23 protein-coding genes and 1 pseudogene are annotated in these 23,048 nt (G+C 33.1%); 17 read left to right on the forward strand and 7 right to left on the reverse strand.

Going from position 1 to position 23,048, the window contains the following annotated elements; all coding sequences use genetic code 11:
• Positions 1–77: 77 nt before the first annotated feature.
• The gene (locus DW196_RS06335) at positions 78–365 is read left to right on the forward strand and encodes a HesB/YadR/YfhF family protein (protein ID WP_118250654.1); all 288 of its coding nucleotides are present in this window, start codon (positions 78–80) and stop codon (positions 363–365) included.
• 34 nt (positions 366–399) lie between these two features.
• On the opposite strand, the gene DW196_RS06340 is transcribed toward DW196_RS06335, so the two are convergent.
• Entirely contained in the window at positions 400–1,197 is a 798-nt protein-coding gene (locus DW196_RS06340) for a DUF1189 domain-containing protein (protein WP_118250655.1), read from the reverse strand.
• Between the two features lie 174 nt (positions 1,198–1,371).
• Here DW196_RS06340 and DW196_RS06345 point away from each other — a divergent pair, with 174 nt between their 5' ends.
• The 16 genes and pseudogenes from DW196_RS06345 to holA all read left to right on the forward strand — a co-directional run bounded on the left by DW196_RS06345 (position 1,372) and on the right by holA (position 17,494).
• The gene (locus DW196_RS06345; RefSeq protein WP_071456538.1) at positions 1,372–1,983 is read left to right on the forward strand and encodes a superoxide dismutase; all 612 of its coding nucleotides are present in this window, start codon (positions 1,372–1,374) and stop codon (positions 1,981–1,983) included.
• A gap of 128 nt (positions 1,984–2,111) precedes the next feature.
• Positions 2,112–2,399, forward strand: a complete 288-nt coding sequence (locus DW196_RS06350) for a DUF1507 family protein (RefSeq protein WP_071456539.1) — start codon at positions 2,112–2,114, stop codon at positions 2,397–2,399.
• Positions 2,400–2,424: 25 nt separating this feature from the next.
• Positions 2,425–3,621 carry an FtsW/RodA/SpoVE family cell cycle protein gene (locus tag DW196_RS06355; RefSeq protein ID WP_071456540.1) on the forward strand — a complete coding sequence of 399 codons (1,197 nt, stop codon included), beginning with the start codon at positions 2,425–2,427 and terminating at the stop codon, positions 3,619–3,621.
• A 24-nt stretch (positions 3,622–3,645) separates the two neighbouring features.
• Complete coding sequence (locus DW196_RS06360) at positions 3,646–7,074, forward strand: pyruvate carboxylase (RefSeq protein WP_071456541.1); 3,429 nt, start codon at positions 3,646–3,648, stop codon at positions 7,072–7,074.
• A 23-nt stretch (positions 7,075–7,097) separates the two neighbouring features.
• Complete coding sequence (locus DW196_RS06365) at positions 7,098–8,243, forward strand: CAP-associated domain-containing protein (protein ID WP_118250656.1); 1,146 nt, start codon at positions 7,098–7,100, stop codon at positions 8,241–8,243.
• Positions 8,240–8,671 (forward strand): YlbF family regulator, encoded by a 432-nt coding sequence (locus DW196_RS06370; protein ID WP_071456543.1) that lies wholly within the window; start codon positions 8,240–8,242, stop codon positions 8,669–8,671. Before DW196_RS06365 ends, DW196_RS06370 begins: the two co-directional genes overlap by 4 nt.
• A complete protein-coding gene (locus DW196_RS06375) occupies positions 8,658–8,990 on the forward strand; it encodes a YlbG family protein (RefSeq protein ID WP_071456544.1) in 333 nt (110 codons plus the stop codon). Before DW196_RS06370 ends, DW196_RS06375 begins: the two co-directional genes overlap by 14 nt.
• Positions 8,991–9,058: 68 nt before the next feature.
• Positions 9,059–9,616, forward strand: coding sequence for a 16S rRNA (guanine(966)-N(2))-methyltransferase RsmD (rsmD, locus tag DW196_RS06380; RefSeq protein ID WP_071456545.1), 558 nt, complete (start codon positions 9,059–9,061; stop codon positions 9,614–9,616).
• 1 nt (position 9,617) lies between these two features.
• Positions 9,618–10,106: a pantetheine-phosphate adenylyltransferase gene (gene coaD, locus DW196_RS06385; RefSeq protein WP_118250657.1), complete on the forward strand. Its 489-nt coding sequence runs from the start codon at positions 9,618–9,620 to the stop codon at positions 10,104–10,106.
• A 13-nt stretch (positions 10,107–10,119) separates the two neighbouring features.
• Positions 10,120–11,145 carry a SepM family pheromone-processing serine protease gene (locus DW196_RS06390; RefSeq protein ID WP_118250658.1) on the forward strand — a complete coding sequence of 342 codons (1,026 nt, stop codon included), beginning with the start codon at positions 10,120–10,122 and terminating at the stop codon, positions 11,143–11,145.
• A 48-nt stretch (positions 11,146–11,193) separates the two neighbouring features.
• Positions 11,194–11,808, forward strand: coding sequence for a helix-hairpin-helix domain-containing protein (locus DW196_RS06395; RefSeq protein ID WP_118250659.1), 615 nt, complete (start codon positions 11,194–11,196; stop codon positions 11,806–11,808).
• Positions 11,809–11,889: 81 nt separating this feature from the next.
• Entirely contained in the window at positions 11,890–12,270 is a 381-nt protein-coding gene (locus tag DW196_RS06400; RefSeq protein ID WP_118250660.1) for a hypothetical protein, read from the forward strand.
• Between the two features lie 5 nt (positions 12,271–12,275).
• A pseudogene (locus DW196_RS06405) lies at positions 12,276–13,586 on the forward strand (Y-family DNA polymerase).
• A 66-nt stretch (positions 13,587–13,652) separates the two neighbouring features.
• On the forward strand, positions 13,653–14,129 hold the full coding sequence (locus DW196_RS06410; protein WP_118250661.1) for a ComE operon protein 2: 477 nt from the start codon (positions 13,653–13,655) through the stop codon (positions 14,127–14,129).
• A 94-nt stretch (positions 14,130–14,223) separates the two neighbouring features.
• On the forward strand, positions 14,224–16,425 hold the full coding sequence (locus DW196_RS06415; protein WP_158563537.1) for a DNA internalization-related competence protein ComEC/Rec2: 2,202 nt from the start codon (positions 14,224–14,226) through the stop codon (positions 16,423–16,425).
• A 49-nt stretch (positions 16,426–16,474) separates the two neighbouring features.
• Positions 16,475–17,494 (forward strand): DNA polymerase III subunit delta, encoded by a 1,020-nt coding sequence (gene holA / locus DW196_RS06420; protein WP_118250663.1) that lies wholly within the window; start codon positions 16,475–16,477, stop codon positions 17,492–17,494.
• Between the two features lie 47 nt (positions 17,495–17,541).
• Here the strand turns inward: holA and rpsT are convergent, their stop codons facing one another.
• The 6 genes from rpsT to DW196_RS06450 form a co-directional block, all read right to left on the reverse strand.
• Positions 17,542–17,796, reverse strand: a complete 255-nt coding sequence (rpsT, locus tag DW196_RS06425; RefSeq protein ID WP_071456554.1) for a 30S ribosomal protein S20 — start codon at positions 17,794–17,796, stop codon at positions 17,542–17,544.
• 107 nt (positions 17,797–17,903) lie between these two features.
• The gene (locus DW196_RS06430; protein ID WP_118250664.1) at positions 17,904–18,758 is read right to left on the reverse strand and encodes a DegV family protein; all 855 of its coding nucleotides are present in this window, start codon (positions 18,756–18,758) and stop codon (positions 17,904–17,906) included.
• Positions 18,751–19,293 (reverse strand): DUF1836 domain-containing protein, encoded by a 543-nt coding sequence (locus DW196_RS06435; RefSeq protein ID WP_084657160.1) that lies wholly within the window; start codon positions 19,291–19,293, stop codon positions 18,751–18,753. Before DW196_RS06435 ends, DW196_RS06430 begins: the two co-directional genes overlap by 8 nt.
• Before the next feature lie 89 nt (positions 19,294–19,382).
• On the reverse strand, positions 19,383–21,302 hold the full coding sequence (locus DW196_RS06440) for a heavy metal translocating P-type ATPase (RefSeq protein ID WP_118250665.1): 1,920 nt from the start codon (positions 21,300–21,302) through the stop codon (positions 19,383–19,385).
• Between the two features lie 144 nt (positions 21,303–21,446).
• Positions 21,447–22,280 (reverse strand): undecaprenyl-diphosphate phosphatase, encoded by an 834-nt coding sequence (locus DW196_RS06445; RefSeq protein WP_071456558.1) that lies wholly within the window; start codon positions 22,278–22,280, stop codon positions 21,447–21,449.
• A 126-nt stretch (positions 22,281–22,406) separates the two neighbouring features.
• The gene (locus DW196_RS06450; protein WP_071456559.1) at positions 22,407–23,036 is read right to left on the reverse strand and encodes an MBL fold metallo-hydrolase; all 630 of its coding nucleotides are present in this window, start codon (positions 23,034–23,036) and stop codon (positions 22,407–22,409) included.
• Positions 23,037–23,048 lie beyond the last annotated feature (12 nt).

A 23,048-nucleotide genomic window follows, 5' to 3' on the forward strand; every position in this document is an offset into this window, starting at 1 on the left:
AATGAGCATGAAATTAAAAGGATTTTAATGGTTGTGTTACAATAAGTTCGACATCCGAATAGTTGGAGGAAGATAAAATGGAACTTATTGTAACAGATAGCGCCCACAAGTGGTTTGTGGAAGAACTAGGACTAGAATCTGGTGATTTTGTCCGTATTTTTGGAAAGTATGGTGGTAGTACGAATGTTCACGTTGGTTTTTCAACGGGTATTTCTCTTGTAGAACCTGAAGACGCTCGTACAACAACTGTTATTGACGGCATCACTTATTTTACAGAACAAGCAGATGATTGGTTTTTTACCGATTATACATTAACTGTTGATATAGATGATAAATTAAATGAACCAAGCTTTACATATCAATAAAAAACTGTAGAACGATTAATCGTTCTACAGTTTTTTATTTTTTAATTCGTTTAGGTAAAGCATTGAAATAAATCAATAAGGTTAGTGCAACACCAACTGATCCAAATGAAATACTAGGCCATACAAATTGTAAAATAGCCGTTAAAATACTAGGCAGTGTTGCAGAGTAAACGACGATTTTAAATACATCTTTGTACTTAAACCCAATTAATCTAAATTTAGTAAAGATATTGGCAAAGAAAGAAAGAATGACAATATCCATCAATAAATTAAAGAACACCATAAACCAAGTGACAAAGAACATGATACTAAACCACATTGAACGACTAGTATTGCTTGCAAAAAGTTGTTCAAGGACGTTTTTACTTAAAATATTTGCTTGTGGCATTGAGTAAGGAATCGTCAATACATTATCTTCCATAATATCTGTTGTCGTTCCAACTCGAGGTAAAATCATGATGATTTCTTTTTTTAGTAATCCGACAACAAGGACATTACTTGCTGCGTCAGTTTCAATCTCTTCTTTGGTTCTTTTATCATTAGGGTCAAACGTAAAGATAAGTGAGTTTGTTTGATAGATAAACCCATCATTTTTTTCCTTTGTGACTAGCGTGTTATCCTCAATCGAAAATTCTGGAAGTTTCTGAATGATTTTTTTTCCATCATCTTGAATTGTTTTAGTAATTAATGTTGCTTGATAAATAACAGGTAACGAGAGTATAACAGCTAGTAATAACAAATATAAAAAAACATGAAATCCTTTTTTATTTCTACCTTCTAATAGCAAAGTAGGTTGCTTAAAACTCGCTTTTATTAAGTCAAATGTTCGCATAATAACTCCTTTGTAGTATAAATTGAATTACTACTCATTGTAACGCTTTTAGCAAATGAATACAAGAAACGAGAAATTGAAGGTTTCTGGGTTTTATTTTTTGCTTTTTGTATTGTTTCAGTGGTATATTGAAATTGTTCATAATTATCAAAAAAATTAGGGGGCATTATTATTATGACTTATACTTTACCAGATTTACCATATGCATACGATGCGTTGGAACCACATATTGATGAATTAACAATGAAATTACATCATGACAAACATCACAACACATATGTAACTAATTTAAATGCGGCAATTGAAAAGCATCCAGAATTAGGACAACAATCAATTGAAGAATTGATTACTAATTTAAATGACGTACCTGAAGATATCCGTATGGCTGTTAGAAACAATGGTGGCGGACACGCAAATCATGCATTCTTCTGGGAAATTATGGGACCTAATGGTGGTGGCGAACCTACTGGCGCTATTAAAGGAGCAATTGAAAGTGCTTTTGGTAACTACGATAATTTCAAAGATCAATTTTTAGCAGCGGCAACTGGTCGTTTTGGTTCAGGTTGGGCTTGGTTAGTTGATAATGATGGAAAATTAGAAATTATGTCAACTCCAAATCAAGATTCTCCATTAACAGAAGGAAAAACTCCTTTATTAGGTATTGATGTTTGGGAACATGCTTATTATAAAAAATATAGCAATGTTCGTCCTGACTACGTGAAAGCATTCTTTAATGTTATTAACTGGGATGAAGTAAACAACCGTTATAAAGCAGTTCAAAAATAAGTTTTTTAAGGAGAGCGAGTGTGCTTTCCTTTTTTTTTTATAAAAATTCTTATGCATACTTAAAAAGTTAAACATATGAGCGAAAAGAATGTGGTATAATGAACCAAATAAAAGGGAGGGCAGTTAATATGCTAGAAATATCAAAAGAATCGATTTTAAGTGCACTAACAGTTGAAGCAAATAAAATTAAACACTTATTAACGAACCAAAGAAATCATCAATGCATAGCCCAATGTAAAGCCTTTGAAGAAGTTGTTGATACACAAATGTTTGGCTTTTCAAAACAAGTTGAATTTGCTCAATCCATTGGTTTGATTAATAGGCAAGAAGGTCTTGATATGATTATTGAGTTAGAGAAAGAGTTAAATAAAGTATATAACATGGTGTATCAGGAAGAAAAGGATGCTGGTAGTTAAAATGGATGTGGGGGTTATTTAATCGGTGCATAGGAAGATAGAGAAAACGTATTTTTTGGACTATTTCATTTTAGTACCTTATTTAATTTTATCAATAGTTGGTATTTTAATGGTTTATAGTGCAAGTTCTGTTAATTCTCAAGGATTGGCTTTAGAAGCGATAAAACAAGGTGGCTTTTTTATAGTTGGATTATTAGCCATTTTGTTTACTTATAAAATGAAAACAAAGGTATTTCAAAATAAACAGTTTATTATGACTGCAATTCTTACTATTGGTGCCTTACTTGTGTTAACTAAATTTACTAGTTTAGGAGTTAGTGGTGGTGGTGCAGACGGATGGTTACAAATTGGTCCTGTACGTCTTCAACCCGTAGAGTTTCTAAAAATCATTATTATTTGGTATTTAGCTTATATTCTATCGCGACGGCAAGATATGATACTGGGGCATTTTAAAGATGCTATATTTAAACCAATGATTTTAATTGGAAGTTTAATCGTGTTAGTCTTAATCCAGCCTGATACTGGTGGGGCGGCTATTTTAATTTTAATTGCATTAGTTATGGTGTTGGCAAGTGGTATCCCGTATCTCTATACTTTAGTGGTCGTTGGAGGTGGCGTTGTTGTTTCAACACTAGTGATTCAGTTTATTTCTTTATTGGGTAGTTCTTTATTTCCACAGAGAATGATGTATGTATATAAACGGTTTAAAACTTTTACCAATCCGTTTGCCGATCCACTTGGTGATGGTCATCAAATGATTAATTCTTATTTTGCATTAAGCAATGGTGGATGGTTTGGACTAGGTCTTGGTAAGAGTATTCAAAAAAAGGGTTTTTTAACAAATGCTCAAACCGATTTTATGTTTTCGATTGTTGTAGAAGAATTAGGGCTATTTATTTCACTAATTTTATTAATGTTATTATTTTTTTTAATTTTACGAATTATGACGATAGGCATTCGTTCAACTGATAATTTTAATTCATTGATGTGTATTGGTATAGCAGGCATGATGTTGATACAAGTATTTGTTAATCTTGGAGGTATTACGGGAATCATTCCTTTAACTGGTGTGACATTTCCATTTCTGAGTCAAGGAGGATCTAGTTTAGTAACTTTATCTATTGGTGTAGGATTTGCACTAAACATTAGTGCAGATGAAAAACGTAAAAAATTTGATAATGGCAAGTATAGTGAATCTCAGTTATTATTGATGTTCAATTAGTAATAAAAATGTGGGGGATGTAATATGAAGAAAGTATTAGTAGCTAACCGTGGAGAAATAGCTATCAGAGTATTTCGAGCGTGTACAGAGCTAAATTTACAAACAGTGGCGGTTTATGCAACAGAGGATGATCGTTCCATTCACCGTTTTAAGGCAGATGAAGCCTATTTAGTTGGGAAAGGGAAAAAACCAATTGACGCTTATTTAGATATTGAAGATATCATTCGTATCGCAAAAGAATGTGGTGCTGATGCCATCCATCCGGGATATGGCTTTTTATCTGAAAATATTCATTTTGCAAGACGTTGTGAAGAAGAAGGTATCAAATTTATTGGGCCAAGCTTACATCATTTAGATATTTTTGGAGATAAAATTAAAGCAAAATTAGCAGCTCAAGAAGCAGGAATTTCATCTATCCCTGGAACTGATGGACCTGTAAGTGGCGTAGATGATGTTGTCGCATTTGGGGAAGAATTTGGATACCCAATTATGATTAAAGCCGCTTTAGGTGGAGGCGGACGCGGTATGCGTGTTGCACACAATAAAGCCGAAGCACTTGATGGATATGAACGGGCTAAAAGTGAAGCTAAAGCGGCATTTGGTAGTGAAGAAATTTATGTTGAAAAATACATTGTGAATCCAAAACATATTGAAGTACAGATTTTAGGGGATGAACATGGCAATGTTATCCATCTTTTTGAACGTGACTGCTCTGTTCAACGACGTCATCAAAAAGTAGTTGAAGTTGCACCTTGTGTGTCAATGTCACCAGAAAAACGGGAAGAAATATGTCAAGCCGCTGTAAAATTAATGGCTCATGTTGGATATATAAATGCAGGGACAGTTGAGTTTTTAGTTGATAAAGACAGTTTCTATTTCATTGAAGTGAACCCACGTGTCCAAGTAGAGCACACTATTACCGAGCTAATTACAGACGTTGATATTGTGACTAGTCAATTACAAATTGCAATGGGTAAAGATTTACATAAAGATATTGGCTTACCTAAACAAGATGGGATTCATATTCATGGATATGCGATCCAATGTCGTATTACAACAGAAGATCCCTTGAATAACTTTTTACCTGATATTGGTAAAATTGATACATACCGTTCTCCAGGTGGATATGGTATTCGTTTAGATGTAGGAAACGCGTTTGCTGGTGCGATGGTTACACCATTCTTTGATTCATTATTGGTTAAAGTATGTACACATGGTATTACATTTGAACAAACTGTCCAAAAAATGTTACGTGCATTAAAAGAATTTAGAATTCGCGGCGTAAAAACAAATATTCCGTTTCTTTATAATGTATTGTCTCATCCTTTATTTGTGAGCGGTGAAGCAACAACAACATTTATTGATACAACAGACGAATTATTTAATTTCCCTAAAATGCGAGACCGTGGAAATAAAACAATGAAATATATTGGAGAAGTCACAGTGAATGGTTTCCCTGGAATTGGAAAACATGAGAAAAAATACCATTCTTCTCCTAGAATTCCTGAAATTATTACAACAACAGAAAAACGAATTGAAACACCAAAAATGATTTTGGATGCTAAAGGACCGGATGCTGTTGTTGATTGGGTTAAGAATCAATCATCTGTTTTAGTAACAGATACAACGTTTAGAGATGCACATCAAAGTTTACTTGCAACTCGCGTTAGAACAACTGATTTAAAACATATTGCGAAAGAAACAAGTGAGCTTGTACCAGAATTATTCTCACTTGAAATGTGGGGTGGTGCGACGTTTGACGTGGCATATCGTTTCTTAAATGAAGACCCATGGATTAGACTGAAAAAATTGCGTAAATTAATGCCACATACATTGTTCCAAATGTTGTTTAGAGGTTCTAATGCTGTTGGATATCAAAACTATCCTGATAATGTCATTAAAGAATTTATTACGGTAGCCGCTAGAGAAGGTATTGATGTTTTCCGTATTTTTGATAGTTTAAACTGGCTTCCTCAAATGGAAAAAAGTATTCAATATGTTAGAGATGTTGATAAAATTGCAGAAGCAGCTATTTGTTATACTGGGGATGTTCTTGATCCAAGTCGTCCAAAATATAATATGGCTTATTACAAACAAATGGCCCGTGATTTAGAAAATATGGGTGCTCATATTATTGCGATTAAAGACATGGCTGGTTTATTACAACCACAAGCAGCTTATCATTTGATTTCAGAATTAAAAGCAACAGTTGATGTGCCAATTCATTTACATACTCATGATACAGCCGGTAATGGAATTATTACTTATTCTGCTGCTGCTAAAGCTGGAGTGGATATTGTTGATGTGGCAATGAGTGCCATGAGTGGTTCAACAAGTCAACCAAGTATGAGTAGTTTATATTACGCACTAGAAAATGGCGATCGTGATTTAGATGTTAATATTGAATCTGTTCAAACAATCAATCATTATTGGGAAGATGTTCGTGCTTTCTATACGCCATTTGGTAATGGCATTAATGCTCCTCAAACAGAAGTTTATCAACATGAAATGCCAGGTGGACAATATTCTAACTTACAACAACAAGCCAAAGCAGTTGGTCTTGGTGAGCGTTGGGATGATATTAAAAAAATGTATGAACGCGTTAATTATTTGTTTGGTGATATTGTTAAAGTTACCCCATCTTCAAAAGTTGTAGGGGATATGGCACTATTTATGGTTCAAAATAATTTAACTGAAGAAGATATAGAGGAAAGAGGCAGTGAGCTAAACTTCCCAGAGTCAGTGATTAGTTTCTTCCAAGGAGATTTAGGACAACCAACTGGAGGATTTCCTAAGAAATTAAAAGAAACTATTTTAAATGGCCGTCCATCTATTGAAGTAAGACCTGGTAGTTTAGCTGAACCAGTAGATTTTGATCAAGTGAAAGAAGAACTAGCTGGAAAAATTGACCGTGAACCGACAGATAAAGAAGTAATCAGCTATATCATGTATCCACAAGTATTTCTAGATTATATGACAATGTATAATACTTATGGCGATGTGGAATTACTTGATACACCAACTTTCTTCCAAGGAATGCGTGTGGGAGAAACAGTTGAAGTGCGTATTGAAAAAGGAAAAACATTGATTATCACATTAGATGAAATCGGTGAGCCTAACCTTGAAGGAAATCGCGTCTTATTCTTTAATTTAAACGGTCAACGTCGTGAAATTGTGATTAAAGATAGCAATATCAAATCAACTATTATGGCAAAAGAAAAGGCTGAACCAACAAATGATGCACACGTTGCAGCAACAATGCCCGGATCTGTCTTAAAAGTGTTAGTAGCACCAGGTGATTCATTGCAAAAAGGTGATCCAATTATGATTACAGAAGCGATGAAAATGGAAACAACCATTTATGCTAAACGCAATGGTATTGTGAAGCGTGTTCTAGTTGCAGACGAAGACGCCATTCAAGCGGGAGATTTATTAGTTGAATTAACGATTTAATGTAGAGAGTAGGAGGTGACAAGGTGCGTCGTGTAGGAGAATTTATAGTAGTATTTGTAATTGTGCTAACATTTTTTTATATGAAACCAGTCGTCTTGTCACAAAAATCTCCTAAGCCTGTAGATGAGTTAGTGGTTAATGAAGTTAAACCTCAAATAAAATCGACACAACATAACAAATTAAATGCAACAGGGATGGCAACTATTATTGGTTTGTCAGAAAAAGAACTGAAAGAAAAAATGCCAAACCCTAAAAATGAATGGGTAGTTGGGAGTGATAGAAAGTGGTTGGTTTATGGCGATAATGCGACCGATTATTATCAAGTTGAACTGACAAAAGGTACAGTATCAAGCGTGTTTGTTTTAGGAACACAAGTTGATATTGCTCCATTTAATTTAGAAACGACACTAGGTGATATTTCTGAAATCACAACAATCTATCCCGCTTTTGAATTTGACTATAAGGACAAAAAATATAAAATTGAACTGACAGAAGATGATATGAATTATCGTCCACTGATTTCATTTGATAATGGCACGTATGCTTTGCTTCATTTTAACTATGATACAGGTAAATTACTAGGTGTGAGATACGTTAGTAAAAGCACGTTAGTGGATATGATTCCTTATCAGTTTAGTGAGGAAACAACCAATCCGCCTGTTGAGCTGACAGATGATGAGTGGGAAATGGTCAATCAAGCTAATACAGAACAATTATTGACTATTTTAAATATTGTACGCCAACGAATTAATCGTAAACCTTATAAACTTGATACAGAACTTGTACTTGAAAGTAAAAAAGCGTTAGCTGAATTCAATAAAGATCCTAAGTTAGTGATAAAAAAAGATGACCGATTGGAACAATGGCAAGAAAAAGTTGAATCAAGTAATCCAAGTGATAGTTTCCTTTTAGTTAATGAAGAGATGGAGTGTTTGTTAAAATTAGGGAAACCAGTAGATAAAAATACACATGGTTTATTTGTGCAAAGCATGGGAGATGTCCCGTTTATTGTCACCAATTGGTTTGTCAATCGTTTTGATCAACGTGAAATTAAAGATTCAAAAGATGAGTATATTGGCATAGCCTATAATAAAAATCAAGTGTTAGTTTTATTTAATCAAAAGGCAGCTAATGCATCATCAACCACTGAAAGTAGCGATAAGAGATGATTTATAATGATGAATTATTTGATTTAGAAGATAAAGCCAGTCAAGTAGCAAGAGACGTACTTAGTAGTCAGACTGTTCAAGATTATATAGCGTCATATAAAAGTATGGCTGAGAGTAAAGATGTGTCAGATCTAATGGAAGAATTTCTAGCTAAAAAAGAGGCATTTGAAAAAATTGAACCTTATGGTAAATATGCACCAGACTTTAAAGAGACAAGACGAGCCTTAAGACGAGCCAAACGCTCACTAGATGTGAATGATTTAGTTGCAACGTTCAAAGTAAATGAAACAAATGTTCAAAATGTGTTAGACTATATTAGTCTAGATATCGCACAAGCAATATCAGACACGATAAAGGTTGATGCAGGAAATCCCTTTTTTGAATTTGCTAAAAAAGGTTGTGGAGGGACATGTCATGTTAACAAATGAGTTAGAATTAACACCCAGACGTGGATTAGTCGTTTGGGTTTATAGTTTAAAACAATTAAGAAATCTAAAACGATTTGGCTATGTTTATTATGTATCAAAAAAAATGAAATATGTGGTTTTATATGTAGATGAAGAGTCTGTTGAAGAAACAATTGAAAAATTAAATAAACAGTTTTTTGTTAGAAGTGTAGAGCAATCATTTAGACCAGATATTAATATGAATTTTACTAATAGATTAGGAAATCAAGATTGTCATGATGAACCGTTAGATTTTGAAGAGCAAAAAACAGAAATTCGCTTAGCAGAATTTGATGATTAAAGTATTTGTCTGACATAAGACAAATACTTTTTTTTATCGCCAATTTTATATAGAGAGGAAGAAATATCATGCGAGTGATTGCAGGTGAATTTAAGGGAAGAAAATTACAATCATTAAAAGGGGATAATACTAGGCCCACATCTGATAAAATAAAAGGATCAATTTTCAACATGATTGGGCCTTATTTTGATGGTGGTGTGTGTTTAGATTTATATAGTGGTAGTGGTAACCTAGCAGTAGAAAGTGTTTCACGCGGTATGGACAAAGCGTATTGTTTTGATGTTTTTTTTCCCGCTGTAAAAGTTATAGAAGAAAACGTAGCAATGACAAAACAACCAGATTCTTTTGTTGTAAAAAAATTAGATGCATCTAAAGCACTTCATTTTTTATCTGAACAAGGCGTGCTGTGTGACTATGTATTTTTAGACCCACCTTATGCTAAAGAAGAGTTAGAAAAAAATATGATGGATTTACAATCATTAAATTTATTAAAAAAACACGCAAAAATCATTTGTGAGATGGATAAACATGTTATATTACCAGATATAATTGACCAATTAGTTTTACAAAAAGAACAACAATATGGCATGACGAAAGTCAGGATTTATCAATTAAAGGAGGTTTGAAATGAATAAAAAGCGAGTGGCATTATTTCCGGGAAGTTTTGATCCGGTAACGAAGGGACATCTTAATACCATTCAAAAAGCGAGTAAATTATTTGATGAAGTAGTGGTAGGAGTGTTTACAAATACAACAAAAAGAAATCTTTTTACAGCGATAGAAAGAAAACAGTTTATAGAAGACGAGATTCATTCGTTAGCAAACGTATCTGTTCATGTTTGCGACAATGATTTAACTATTAGAATAGCCAATGAGCTAGGAGCAGATTATTTAGTTCGTGGTATTCGTAATCAACTCGATTATGAGTATGAAAAAAGTATCGCTGTGTTAAATAAACATTTATCTTCTAACATTGAGACAATTTTCTTACTTTCTGATGAGCAGTATAATCATATTAGCTCAAGTATGGTGAAAGAAATTGCAAAATTTAAAGGGGATGTGTCAGACTTTGTTCCGGAAACAGTGAATGAAGAATTACAGTTAAAATTTAAATAAGAAGGTTAGAGTCATGAAAAAAGAGCATTTAAAAAACAAATCATTTTATCTTAAACTTATTGTTTTATTAATAGGTATTGTCGTTTTAGTTTATCCCCTCCCTTATTATATTGAGTCTCCAGGTAGTGCTGATAAGCTAAATGATATCATCACGGTAGATGGTAAAAAAGATACAGAGAAAGGCTCATTCATGATGACCACCGTTCAAGTTCAAAATGCCAATGTCCTGACTATTTTACTAAGTCAATTTAATAAAAATTCTGAACTGGTTCCTAAGCAAGATATTTTGGGTGACTCTGATTCAAGAGAATATAACCGAATTCAAACATATAATATGGAAAATTCGAAAAATGAAGCGATTCAAATCGCACTTGAGTTAGCTGATATACCGTATAAACGTGTATATAAAGGGATTTATGTATTATCTGTGGCTGATTATTCAAGTTTTTATCAGAAACTTGAAGTGGGAGATTTGATCCAAAAACTAGATAATCGTACAGTTTTACAATCAGATGAATTTATTCAATTATTGCAAAAATTATCAGTAGATGACTCAGTTAATATTGGGTTTGAAAGAGATGGAAAAGAAGGAAGTGCTAAAGGTAAAGTTATTAAATTACCTAAACTAGACCGTCCAGGCATTGGGGTAACAGTTGTTGATCAAACAACTATTGATACAGATAAAAAGATTGAATTTAATACAAAAGGTGTCAGTGGACCTTCAGCAGGCTTGATGTTTAGTTTAGAATTATATAGTATGTTAAGTCATAAAGATTTAAAACAAGGACGAAATATTGCAGGAACAGGTACCATCAATGATAAAGGAGAAGTAGGCGACATTGGTGGAATTGAGAAAAAAGTGGTGGCGGCAGAAAAAGCTGGAGCAACTATCTTTTTTGCTCCTAATAATAAAACTGATGGGAAAACAAATTATGAAGTAGCAAAAGAATCAGCTAAAAAAAATAAGCTAAGTTTAACCATTGTTCCAGTTAAAACTATTCAAGATGCTATCGGCTATTTAGAAAAACACACGACTTAAAAAAGTTGTGTGTTTTTTTCGTATCTTATCTTTGAAAGGAGAAAAGATATGGATATCATAGAAAAATTAAAAGAAAAGCACTATATAGTCATAGGAGGAATCTTTGGGCTAATAGTCTTTATCATGCTGCTTTATAACGTATTCAAACCTAAGCCAGATTTAGTGATGGAGACAACACAGAATTCGACTACATACTCAACGGTGTCATCAAGTGAACAGATGAGTGATGAGATGTATGTGGATATTAAAGGAGCTGTTGTAAAGCCAGGTATTTACAAAGTCAATGCAACAATGCGTGTATTGACAGTCGTCGAGATGGCAGGTGGATTTTTACCTGAGGCAGATGATCGACAAGTAAATTTATCCGAACGAGTGAGTGACCAAATGGTAATTTATATACCCAAAAAAGGAGAAGAACTAGCTGAGGTGACTCCTTCTAAAAATGCGTCATCAAAAGATGAAACAACAAATACTCTAGTTAATTTGAATACAGCAACGATTGAGGAATTAAAAACATTAAATGGTGTTGGTGAGAAAAAAGCTGAAAATATTTTGCGTTATCGTGAAGAAAAAGGCTCTTTTAAATCAATTGAGGAGTTAAAAGAAGTGGATGGAATAGGAGAAAAAACCTTTGAACAATTAAAATCATCCATTACTGTCTAATTTTCCTCTTTACTTTTAGAACATGTGTTCGTATAATTGTTTTAAGAAATGAGAGTTAATAGAAAAGTGAGATGAAATGATATGGCTAATGAACCAATTGAGTTAAATCATCATTATCATGATCGAGGGATAAAAAAATATTTAGGTTTTTATCTATCCGAACACACAAGAGAATTACATCATATGGATGAGAAGCATTCAACCTATCATGTTGGCAAATCAATGATGGATTTTGATGAGATTCTTTCAGTCATTAATGAATCGATTTTAAAACAAGTTCCTGTTCGCATTCAACCAAATATTGCAAATAGTGATAATGGTAGTTTTTCAAATGAATTAGTTGGAAAAATACAAGGTTATACAGAGACGACAATTTATATTGATGAATTGCCAATAGAACTATCGTTAATTCGACACATTGAATTAGCATCTGAAATGAAATGGTACCAAGGGTTAGACTAGAGCCGATGAGTTATAATAATAATCAATTTTTTGATTACACAAAAGAGAAGCAAGATGATATTTTATGCGTTGATATGAAAAGTTTTTATGCCTCTGTTGAATGTGTGGCAAGAGGGCTAGACCCTTTAAATACTTTACTTGTAGTGATGAGTGGAGCTGACTCACCTGGAGGATTAGCATTAGCTGCTTCTCCAAGGGCAAAAAAAAGAATTAGGGATTAGCAATGTATCGAGACGTTTTGAAATACCCCATCATCCAGATTTATTGATTGTGCCACCCAGAATGAATTTATACATTGAAAAAAATATAAAGATAAACGAATTGTTTAAAGAATATGTCGCTGATGAGGATATTTTAGTGTATTCAATTGATGAAACATTTGTCAGAATTAGTGCCTCAAAAAAACTTTTTCGTATGGGAGCGTATGAGTTTGCTCAACAGTTAAAACGAGATATTTATCACGAGATGGGATTGTATTGCACGATTGGTATTGGTGATAATATGTTGCTTAGTAAACTAGCGCTAGATAATGAAGCCAAAAATAATCCTGACATGATTGCAGAATGGCGTTATCAAGATGTCTCTAAAACAGTGTGGCGTATACCAAAGCTAACAGATTTTTGGGGTATCAATAAAGCGATGGAGAAAAGATTGAATCAATTAGGTATTTATAGTATTTATGATTTAGCACATTATGATTTTTTCCATATTAAACATCCTTTAGGACTAATTGGGCAACAATTAGTGGCACATGCTTGGGGGATTGATCGAGCGAATATCAATGAAACTTATAAACAGTATCTAAAAGTATTGGCAACAGTCAAATTTTAAAAAAAGATTATACCAAAATCAATGAGATAAAAATCGTTATCCGAGAAGTAGCAGAACAAGTCGCAACAAGGCTACGTGCAAAGTCGTTTCAAACCGAATGTGTGGCTTTATCCATTGGTTATTCAAAATACAGTGAAAGTACAGGATTTAGACGACAAATCAAAATTGATGCGACGGATTCATCAAAAGAGTTAGTAATGCATTGTTTACAACTATTTGATACTCATTATAATGGTGAAGCTGTTCGTAGTGTTGCAGTTAGTTATTCAAAACTAGTGGGAAATCAAGCAATTCAACTTAATCTATTTGAAGAAGCAAGGACAACACTTAATGACCGATTACTAGATCAGACGATTGATGTGATTCGTAAACGATTTGGTTTTGACGCAATTGTTCATGCGTCGAGTTTATTGGAAGGCGCCACAGCGATTGAACGGAGTCACTTAGTAGGAGGTCATGCTGGGGGAATGGACGGACTAACATAAATAAACTGGTTAAATCAAGTAAAATCCATTACAATAAACTTAATTCATAGAAAAAGAGGTCAGAAAATGAGCAGAGAAAGAATTCCATGGGATCAATATTTTATGGCCCAAAGTATGCTATTATCTTTAAGAAGTACATGTACTAGATTATCCGTTGGGGCAACGATTGTGAGAGATAGACGAATTATTGCAGGTGGATATAATGGTTCTGTTACAGGAGATGTGCATTGTATTGATGAAGGATGCTATTTAGTTGATGGCCATTGCGTGCGCACGATTCATGCAGAAATGAACGCTATTTTACAATGTGCTAAATTTGGTGTTGAAACAGATGGTGCAGAAATATATGTGACACATTTTCCTTGTCTTCAATGCACTAAAATGATTTTGCAAGCAGGCATTAAAAAGATTCACTATTTAAAAGATTATCGAAATGATGATTATGCCATTAAACTGATTGAGCAAGCTGGTGCAACGATTCACCAAGTCACTCTATCACAAGAGTATTTTGAAACATTAGCTTTTGGAACAGACAATGAATAAGAAAAATACTTCTATCAAGGGGTATTTTTTTTATCCCGTTATATTTTATATGCTATGGTTATTGTATTTATTAAAGCCACTATGGGGCATAGCTGTGTTCTTTTTAGTTATAGGATTTCGGATAGGTTTTTCTAAAAATAAACGACTCATAACGATTTGTTTAGTATTTTTTTTACTAGCAAATGGTTATTTTTTTGCGACCAAACCTTTAAGAACAGACACATTAAATAGTGAAACCAAACAAACGTGGACACTATTACCAGACACTATACAAGTTGATGGAGATTTTGTTAAAGCTAAGGCTAAAAATCATCAACGAACATATTTACTTCAATACAAATTAAAAACAAAAGAGGACAAAGATTATTTACTAAATGTAAAAAATCCCCTGATTGTAACAAGTTACCAAGAAAGAGTCAAAACTCAAACAAGACGAAATTTAAGTGGATTTGATTACACAGATTATTTGAAGAATAAGCAAGTTCTAGGAGTCTATAAACTGACAGAAGTAGAAAAGGTATCAGAAAAAACATTAACCATTAAACAACCAATTGAGATAGTATCCTCTTTTCGAACAAGGTTATTCAAAAAAATAAATCAAACATTTGGGCCCTATACATCTTTTTATATGTCTAGCTTAATACTTGGTATAAATGATGGTGATAACCGAGAAGTGTGGAATAAACTAAGTTTAGCGCACCTTTTTGCATTATCAGGCTTACATGTGACATTTTTTATAACCATGATTCAATCGCTTTTATTACGAATTGGTTTGACAAAAGAAAAGGTATCAATTATTGAAGTAGTATTTTTATGTGTTTTCATTGGCTTAACGGGATATAGTATTGGAGTAGTTCGTGCAACCCTGCAACATATCATTAAAAAAGCAAATGGTCGCAATCATTGGAAACTTAGCCCGTTAGATTGTTGGAGTCTGACATTGATTAGTCATAGTTTATTTGTTCCAACTTTATTATTTAATATTGGTGGTCAACTCAGCTATTACCTAAGTTTCTTAATTTTGTTTATTCAACCAATTTTGAAGGACAAAAAAGCATCTAACCAATTCATTTTATTTCAGTTACTTTTAACTTTTTTCTCGATTCCATTATTAAGTTATTATTTTTACGAGTTTAATGTATTGTCTAGTGTCTTTAGTTTGCTGTTCACGCCGATTTTATTTCAATGTTTGTTACCAATATTGTGTTTGGCACTGTTGTTTTCTATGACATTACCAACTATTTTGATTAACTTATTGGAACAGATTATCTCAAGCATTCATTTACTTGCGGAATGGTGTGAAAAAGTAACGTTTTTCCAGTTGACTACAGGCACGTTTCCTATTTATATATTGTTAGCTATCATCACTGCACAATTGTATTGTTTAATGTATTGGGAAAGTCATCCTAAATTTTCTAAATCTCGTGTATTATTTTTATTTGTTAGTCCTTGTCTGTGTTTTAGTTTTAAATATTTAAATCCAATGGGAATGATTGCCTTTGTTGATGTTGGCCAAGGTGATGCTATGTTTATTCAGTTGCCTTTTCATAGAGGAAATTATGTGATAGATACGGGAGGAAGTTTGTCTTTCCCACAAGAAGAATGGAAACAAAAAAGAAACGCAAAACGACAAGCAGACTATACCTTGATTCCATTTCTTAAGAGTAAGGGCGTATCAAAGTTAGATGGTGTTTTTATCACACATGCCCATGAAGATCATTTTGGTGACATAGATCGTTTAGCTAAAGAGATAGACATTAAACAATTAATAATGACGCTAGGAACACATGAACAAGAAAATGTCAGACGAAAAATAGAGGGCACACAGATAGAAAAGATTAACAAAGTAACATCAGCAACCAATATACAATTTCCAGGAATCGATATGAAGATACTTTTTCCGGATACTATGGGTGATGGGCAAAATAATGATTCAATAGTGTTAAAACTCAGTATTCATGAAAAAACATTTTTACTGATGGGGGATTTGGAAAAAGAGGGAGAACAAGTATTATTAACTAAATATTCGGAAAGTGAGTTAGCAGCAGATTGCATTAAAATAGGCCATCATGGGAGTAAAACATCAAGCCAATTACAATTCATTAACGCAGTAAATCCTGAAGAAGCAGTTATTTCAGTAGGAGAAGCGAATCGATTTCGACATCCATCACCTGAAACACTCGATACACTTAATCAAGAAAATATTCAGATTTTTAGAACGGATGAACAGGGCATGATCTATCAAAAATGGCTACCACTAAAAAAAGACATGTTAAAAATACGGTCAGTGAAATGAAAATCTGTTAAAATGAGTAGGAGAAGATGAAAAGGATGAGTGGGTAGAAGTGAGTTTTCAAACAGAACTAGCAAAAATAAAAGAGAAAAAATTTGATTCCGTTTATGTATTGCTTGGAAAGGAACGCTATTTAACGAAACAATTTAAAAAACAACTAGTTGCGTCTGGAATGAATGAAGAAGAACAATCTTTTAATTTGATGACATTCGATATGAAACAAGATTTACTAGACAATGTTATGATTGAGGCACAAACGATTCCTTTTTTTGGTGATAGGAAAATTATTTTCATTCAAGAGCCTTATTTTTTGACGGGTGAAAAAAAGAAAACAGATGTCGAACATGATTTAAACACATTACTTGAGTATCTAGATGAACCATCACCATCGACAATTTTAGTATTCCTAGCACCATATGATAAATTAGATGAGCGCAAAAAAATCGTGAAAAAATTAAAAAAAGAAGCGATAATGATTGATGTTTCAGACATGGATAATCGTTTGGCCCAAAAATATGTAGCTGACACGATTAAAGCAGAAGGGTACGAGATTAGTAAGGAAGCATTTGAAGAATTTATTTATTTAACTAATGCTAATCTAAGTCAGATGATGAATGAATTAGATAAATTGTTTTTAGCAGCAACTGATTCTAAAAAGATTTCAAAAGAGATGGTACATCAGTTGATACCAAGAACGCTAGAGCATAGTATTTTTGATTTATTGAAATACGTTTTATCTGGTCAAAAAGACAACTCATTGACATTATATAAAGAGTTGCTCCTTCAAGGTGAAGAGCCTATTAAAATTAATGCCATTTTAGTTAGTCAATTTAGATTATTAGTTCAAGTGAAGATTATGGCTGATAGACATTATCAACAAAGTAATATGATTGATGTCTTAAAGATTCATCCGTATCGTATTAAGTTATCATTACAGGAAGCAAAACGATTTGAGTTGAAGACACTGGGAGCAATTTTCGATTATCTAGTGGAGAATGATTATAAGATGAAGTCCGGATACATGGATGCTAATTTATTGTTTGAATTATTTTTGATGAAAGAATTTAAATAAAAAAACTTGATGACTGGAAATCAAAAGATTCAGTCAATCAAGTTTTTTTATTTAGCGATTTTTTTAGCTAAACGTGACTTTTCACGGTTTGCTTTATTTTGATGGATTAATCCTTTTGCACTAACCATATCAATTTCGCGTGTAGCAGCTACTAATAATTCTTGTTGGTTATCAGCATTTTCTTCTACAGCTTTTTCAAATTTTTTCATAGCAGTACGCATTTTGCTTAATTTTGCAGAGTTAGACTCGTTTGCAATTTGGCTCGTGCGAGCACGTTTGATAGCAGATTCAATATTTGGCATTTGTTTTCACCTCCGACATAGAGTTTACATTGATAAATCATATGTAATCAACATTCTCATTATACAGAAACCATAATCAGTTTGCAATAAATTAATTACAATGTTTCCTAATTTAAATCTAAAATAGTTACCCCAACCACATCTGGTCCAGTATGAACACCTAAGACGGGACTCACATCATCGAAGTAAACGTTGCTAGCAAAAGGTAATTTCTCTAAAATGTTTTGTTTGACTGTTTCAGCTTCTTCAATACACGTTCCATAAGCAATACCAATACGATAGTCTTTGCTTTCACCAGCAAATTCGACTAGTTGATCAATCATTTTTTGCAAGCTTTTTTTCCTGCCACGTGCTTTAGTGACCGTATAATAAATCCCTTCATTATTACATGAAATAACCGGGTTTAAATTCAAAGCTGTTCCTATAATGGAAGTAACTAATCCAATTCTTCCACCTTTTTTTAGATATTCTAAGGTTGGAATACTAAAATAAACTCGTCCCTTTTTAGGTAAAAGTTCACCGATTTCTACAAGAGAATCAAAACTGTATTGCTTATCAATCAGCTCTTTTAGATAAGCTGCTTGAATTCCTCCACCAATACCAATACTTTTTGTGTCAATAATATGTGTGTGAATATCGTTGTGATCATCTAATAGTAATCTTAATGCGTTGTGAGTCCCACTTAATCCACTTGAAATGGTGACTGTTAAGATATGAGTATAACCTTCTTTTTTTATTTGATTAATAGTATCTTCAATGATTTCAAGTGAGGGAAGAGAGGTAGAGGGAATCTCTTCATCTAGTCGAGCATAGATTTCGTCTGCCGTAATGTCAATGTTATCAAGAAAGCTACCATTTGAGTAATTTACACTTAGAGGAACAACAAAAACACCATCTAGTTGAGTAATTTCTGTTGGTGTATCCATACCGGAATCTACTAATAATGCAATTTTTTCAGTCATGTTGTGTGTCAATCTCCTTCTCATCTATCTGTTTTAATGTTGAAGTTAGTGCACTTTCAGTAAAAAGTTTACTAATAATGGTAATACAAGCCCAACGTATAGGGGCAATATCTGTTTTTGGATTATTGAAGACGATAGTTTGTCCTTGAGTTGAAAAAGCATGCAATGATTCATGTAGGTACTCACAAAAAAGATTGTAGGCATCTTCTGAATTTGTATTTTCAGTTTGTAAATCAATGCTTCTTTGAATAGACGGAATATCAAAGACTTGTTTTAAAATCGTGATAACAATAATTCTTGCAAGGTGCTTTCTACTATATTTTTTTTTAATTGGTTTTGGAATTAACTTTAATTTAACGTAATTATTTACCATCGACGGTGTAAGTGGTTTAAATGGAATCCCATTTGCTGATAAAGGATGCAAATATTTCTCAACAATAGTAACTAGTTGATCCATGTAAACATCAATGTCAGGTAACTCATGCCATAAAGGTAAAGAAAAGTCTGTTAAATTTAGTTCGTTAGACTCTTTCAATATTAAAAACTCCTTTATCTAGTTTTTAAAACTATATCATAAAGTTTATGAAATGACAATAAAAAAAGTTTGGACAATTTGTCCAAACTTTAGTGAGCTGTTTTTGTTTTAGTATGAGTGTGGTAATGTGAATGGTGCTCTTTTGGTGTTATGGGTTTAAGCATTCGTAATCCATTTAAGATAACTAGAATGGTACTTCCTTCATGTCCAATTACACCTAAAGGTAAATTAATCGCTTGTAAAAAATTTGAGATAATAAGTAAGACAATAACAGAAATAGAGAAAATCATATTTTCTGTGACAATTTTTTTGAGTTTTAAAGATAGTTGATGACTCATTGCCAATTTATTCAAGTCATTTTGCATTAAGACAATATCAGCAACGTCAATTGCAATGTCTGTTCCTTGTCCCATTGCAACACCGATTGTTGCGTTAGCAAGGGCAGGAGCATCATTGATACCATCACCAATCATAGCATTTGTTCCAACTTCTTCTTTTTGCTCTTTAATAAAAATTGTTTTATCTTCTGGTAAACAATCTGCAATGACATGATCCACACCAACAATTTTTGCTACGGCATTAGCTGTTTGATGATGATCGCCTGTCAACATAGTCGTTGTGATACCCGCTTCGTTAAAGTAACGAACACACTCAATTGCCTCAGGTTTTGGAACGTCTAATAAGCCAAAGAACGCAACGACTTGATTATTTTTTGATAGATAAATAACAGTTTTTCCTTCTTTTTGTAGCTGTAAAGTTTGTTCCATTGTGTTTTCATCTAATTCGGAATCAGTGACAAAATCACTATTTCCAACTTTCCATAATGTATCTTGTTCTGTTGCTTGCATACCTGATCCCGCAATTTCTTCGACAACTAAAGAGTCATTAATTGTAACAAATGAATCTTGATAAAAACGGACAATCGCATTTGCTAAAGGGTGTGTTGAATTTTTTTCAATTGTAACTAAAGTAGAGACAGCATGGTCACATTGTGAGTCTATAAAAAATTCATCCGTGACAACGGGAATACCTTTAGTTAAAGTACCTGTTTTATCAAACGTAATAGCTTTTAAATCTGAGAGTGATTCTAAAAAGACGCCACCTTTAAAAAGAACCCCGTTTTTTGCCCCGTTAGAAATCGCAGCAAGTGTTGCTGGTGTTGCTGATGCAACCAAAGCACAAGGTGAGGCAACAACAAGTAGCACCATTCCACGATAAAAACTTTCACTCCAACTCCAACCTAAAAAGAAGTAGGGAAGAAAAATCATCAAAGGTACAATAACTAAAATCGCTTTAACATAAACATTTTCAAATCGATCTAAAAAGCTTGCTGTTTTGGATGGTGTATTTTGAGCTTCGTCAACTAATTGAATAATTTTACTAAATAAAGTATCTTTTGCTTCTTTTGTTACAACCATTGAAATTGCATTACCAACGTTTATTGTTCCAGCGAAAAGTGAGTCATGATACATTTTTTCAACAGGAATTGATTCTCCAGTAATGGCAGCTTCGTCAATTGATGAGTATTCACTAAGTAGTTCACCATCTATTGGGACACTAGCACCTTTAGGAACAAGAAGTTTATCACCAATTTTTAGTTCAGCTACAGGAACTTCTTTTGTTGTATTATCTGCCAATAATAAAAAGGCATTTTCTGGTTGAATCGCCATTAAATTTTCAATTTCTTTTTTACTTTTACTTGTTGTGTACTCTTCTAATGATCCACTTAATGAAAAAATAAATGTTAACATAATACCTTCAAAATAAAATTGGATCGTACATGCGCCGATAGCAGCTAGAGCCATTAATAAATCGACACTTAAATGTTTATTCTCAATTGTGTCTTCAATACCTTCTTTTGTCTGTGAAAATCCACCAATAATCATACCGACGATATAGATGATGGGAGCGAAATTCATGTTATTTTTGTCTACAATAAACCCTAGTAACATAAGGACGCCACAGACGATTGTTGCAAGCATTTGTTTGTTTTCTTTAAGATAACTCATTTGTATTACCTCCTTATGAATCAAGTGTAACACAAAAAAAACTAGATTAGAATAGTTATAATCTATATGGGATTGATAGTCGTTATCAATGAGAATGATTATAAAAAAAGAAGCGAAAAATCGCTTCTTCAATGGTTGTATTTATTATAATGTTGTTAACCAGTAAATGAGAATGATGGTACCAAGAATAATTCTGTACCAACCGAATACTTTGAAATCGTGTTTTTTTATATAACCCATCAAAAATTTAATAGCTAAAATTGAGACAACAAACGAAACAATCGTTCCGATTGATAGTAAGATGATTTCAGGAGAACCGAATGAATTTCCTTTTAACAAGAATTTCAAAATTTTAACACCACTAGCACCAAACATAACAGGAATACCTAAAAAGAAAGTGAATTCAGCTGCTACATAACGTGAACAGCCAATAATCATTGCCCCAATAATAGTAGCACCTGAGCGAGATGTCCCAGGTATTAATGATAGAACTTGGAATAAACCAATAATAAAGGCTGTTTTATAAGTTAGTTGATTTAGAGTTGTTGTAGTTGGCTTCATCGTTTTATTGCGATTTTCGACAATGATGAACAAGACGCCGTAAAGAATTAACATCATTGCCACAGGAACGAATTTATGAAAATGTTCTTCTAGAAAATCATCAAATAAAATTCCTAAAACACCTGCTGGAATACACGCCACGACTACTTTAAACCATAACGACCAAGTCTCTCTTTTCTCGATACCTGATTTATTTCTAGCAAAAGGGTTTAATTTATTAAAATATAAAACCACAACAGCTAGGATGGCACCTAATTGAATGACAACATTAAACATTTCTTTAAAATCACTTGAAGCATCTAGTTTAATAAATTGATCCACTAGAATAAGATGACCTGTACTACTAATAGGTAGCCATTCTGTAATCCCTTCAACAATCCCTAAAAAGATTACTTTTAATATGTTATAAAAATCCATTATTAATTCCCCTTTTTTCCTTTTTATCACAATTAAGTATACATTATCTTTTTTTAAAACCAAATCTTTTTTTGGAAATTAAAAAGTACCTAAGATAAGTAGGTATCTATAGGTACTAATATAAATCTAATTAAAAAATGGATTTTCTTGTTTTTCTCGACCGATGCTTGTGACAGGTCCGTGTCCTGGATAAGCTTTTGTGTCATCGGGTAAGGTAAATAGTTCTTTTTTAATTCCTGATAAAAGAGTTTGAGAATCACCAAAAGGTAAGTCAGTTCGTCCAACACTGCCTCTAAATAACGCGTCACCACAAACTATAAAGTCATCAAAGATGAAACTAACACTACCAGGTGAGTGTCCAGGAGTTGGAACAACTTTAAAGGTCATATCACCAATTGTATAGTTATCATAGTTTTTTAATTCAAACTCAGCTTCCCTAGCGGTTACATCAGCCATATCATCGTGACGACTTAAACCAGATAAGTTTAGTTGTGGATCAGTTAACCATGATTGCTCGATAGGACTGATGTAGACAGGGATATTATATCTATCTCTGATTTCGTCAACTGCACCAATATGATCATAGTGAGCATGAGTGATTAAAATAGCTTCAGGTTTAACATCTAAAGCATCAATTTCAGCTTCTATTTTTTTAGCTTCGTCACCCGGATCAACCACCAGTAACGATTTATCATTATAGATTAAGTAGCAATTTTCTTGAATGGTACCTGTTGGAATTTGTTTAATAGTTAACACATTCATTCCTCC

Origin of the sequence: Vagococcus sp. AM17-17 (assembly GCF_003471765.1) — a bacterium.
GTDB classification, from domain to species: domain Bacteria; phylum Bacillota; class Bacilli; order Lactobacillales; family Vagococcaceae; genus Vagococcus; species Vagococcus teuberi.

Bases quoted from the DNA above. Each gene is read 5' to 3' on its own strand.
- DW196_RS06335 (WP_118250654.1), top strand. From the start codon at position 78: ATGGAACTTATTGTAACAGATAGCGCCCACAAGTGGTTTGTGGAAGAA.
- DW196_RS06340 (WP_118250655.1), bottom strand. From the start codon at position 1,197: ATGCGAACATTTGACTTAATAAAAGCGAGTTTTAAGCAACCTACTTTG.
- DW196_RS06345 (WP_071456538.1), top strand. From the start codon at position 1,372: ATGACTTATACTTTACCAGATTTACCATATGCATACGATGCGTTGGAA.
- DW196_RS06350 (WP_071456539.1), top strand. From the start codon at position 2,112: ATGCTAGAAATATCAAAAGAATCGATTTTAAGTGCACTAACAGTTGAA.
- DW196_RS06360 (WP_071456541.1), top strand. From the start codon at position 3,646: ATGAAGAAAGTATTAGTAGCTAACCGTGGAGAAATAGCTATCAGAGTA.
- DW196_RS06370 (WP_071456543.1), top strand. From the start codon at position 8,240: ATGATTTATAATGATGAATTATTTGATTTAGAAGATAAAGCCAGTCAA.
- DW196_RS06375 (WP_071456544.1), top strand. From the start codon at position 8,658: ATGTTAACAAATGAGTTAGAATTAACACCCAGACGTGGATTAGTCGTT.
- rsmD (WP_071456545.1), top strand. From the start codon at position 9,059: ATGCGAGTGATTGCAGGTGAATTTAAGGGAAGAAAATTACAATCATTA.
- coaD (WP_118250657.1), top strand. From the start codon at position 9,618: ATGAATAAAAAGCGAGTGGCATTATTTCCGGGAAGTTTTGATCCGGTA.
- DW196_RS06390 (WP_118250658.1), top strand. From the start codon at position 10,120: ATGAAAAAAGAGCATTTAAAAAACAAATCATTTTATCTTAAACTTATT.
- DW196_RS06395 (WP_118250659.1), top strand. From the start codon at position 11,194: ATGGATATCATAGAAAAATTAAAAGAAAAGCACTATATAGTCATAGGA.
- DW196_RS06400 (WP_118250660.1), top strand. From the start codon at position 11,890: ATGGCTAATGAACCAATTGAGTTAAATCATCATTATCATGATCGAGGG.
- DW196_RS06410 (WP_118250661.1), top strand. From the start codon at position 13,653: ATGAGCAGAGAAAGAATTCCATGGGATCAATATTTTATGGCCCAAAGT.
- rpsT (WP_071456554.1), bottom strand. From the start codon at position 17,796: ATGCCAAATATTGAATCTGCTATCAAACGTGCTCGCACGAGCCAAATT.
- DW196_RS06430 (WP_118250664.1), bottom strand. From the start codon at position 18,758: ATGACTGAAAAAATTGCATTATTAGTAGATTCCGGTATGGATACACCA.
- DW196_RS06440 (WP_118250665.1), bottom strand. From the start codon at position 21,302: ATGAGTTATCTTAAAGAAAACAAACAAATGCTTGCAACAATCGTCTGT.
- DW196_RS06445 (WP_071456558.1), bottom strand. From the start codon at position 22,280: ATGGATTTTTATAACATATTAAAAGTAATCTTTTTAGGGATTGTTGAA.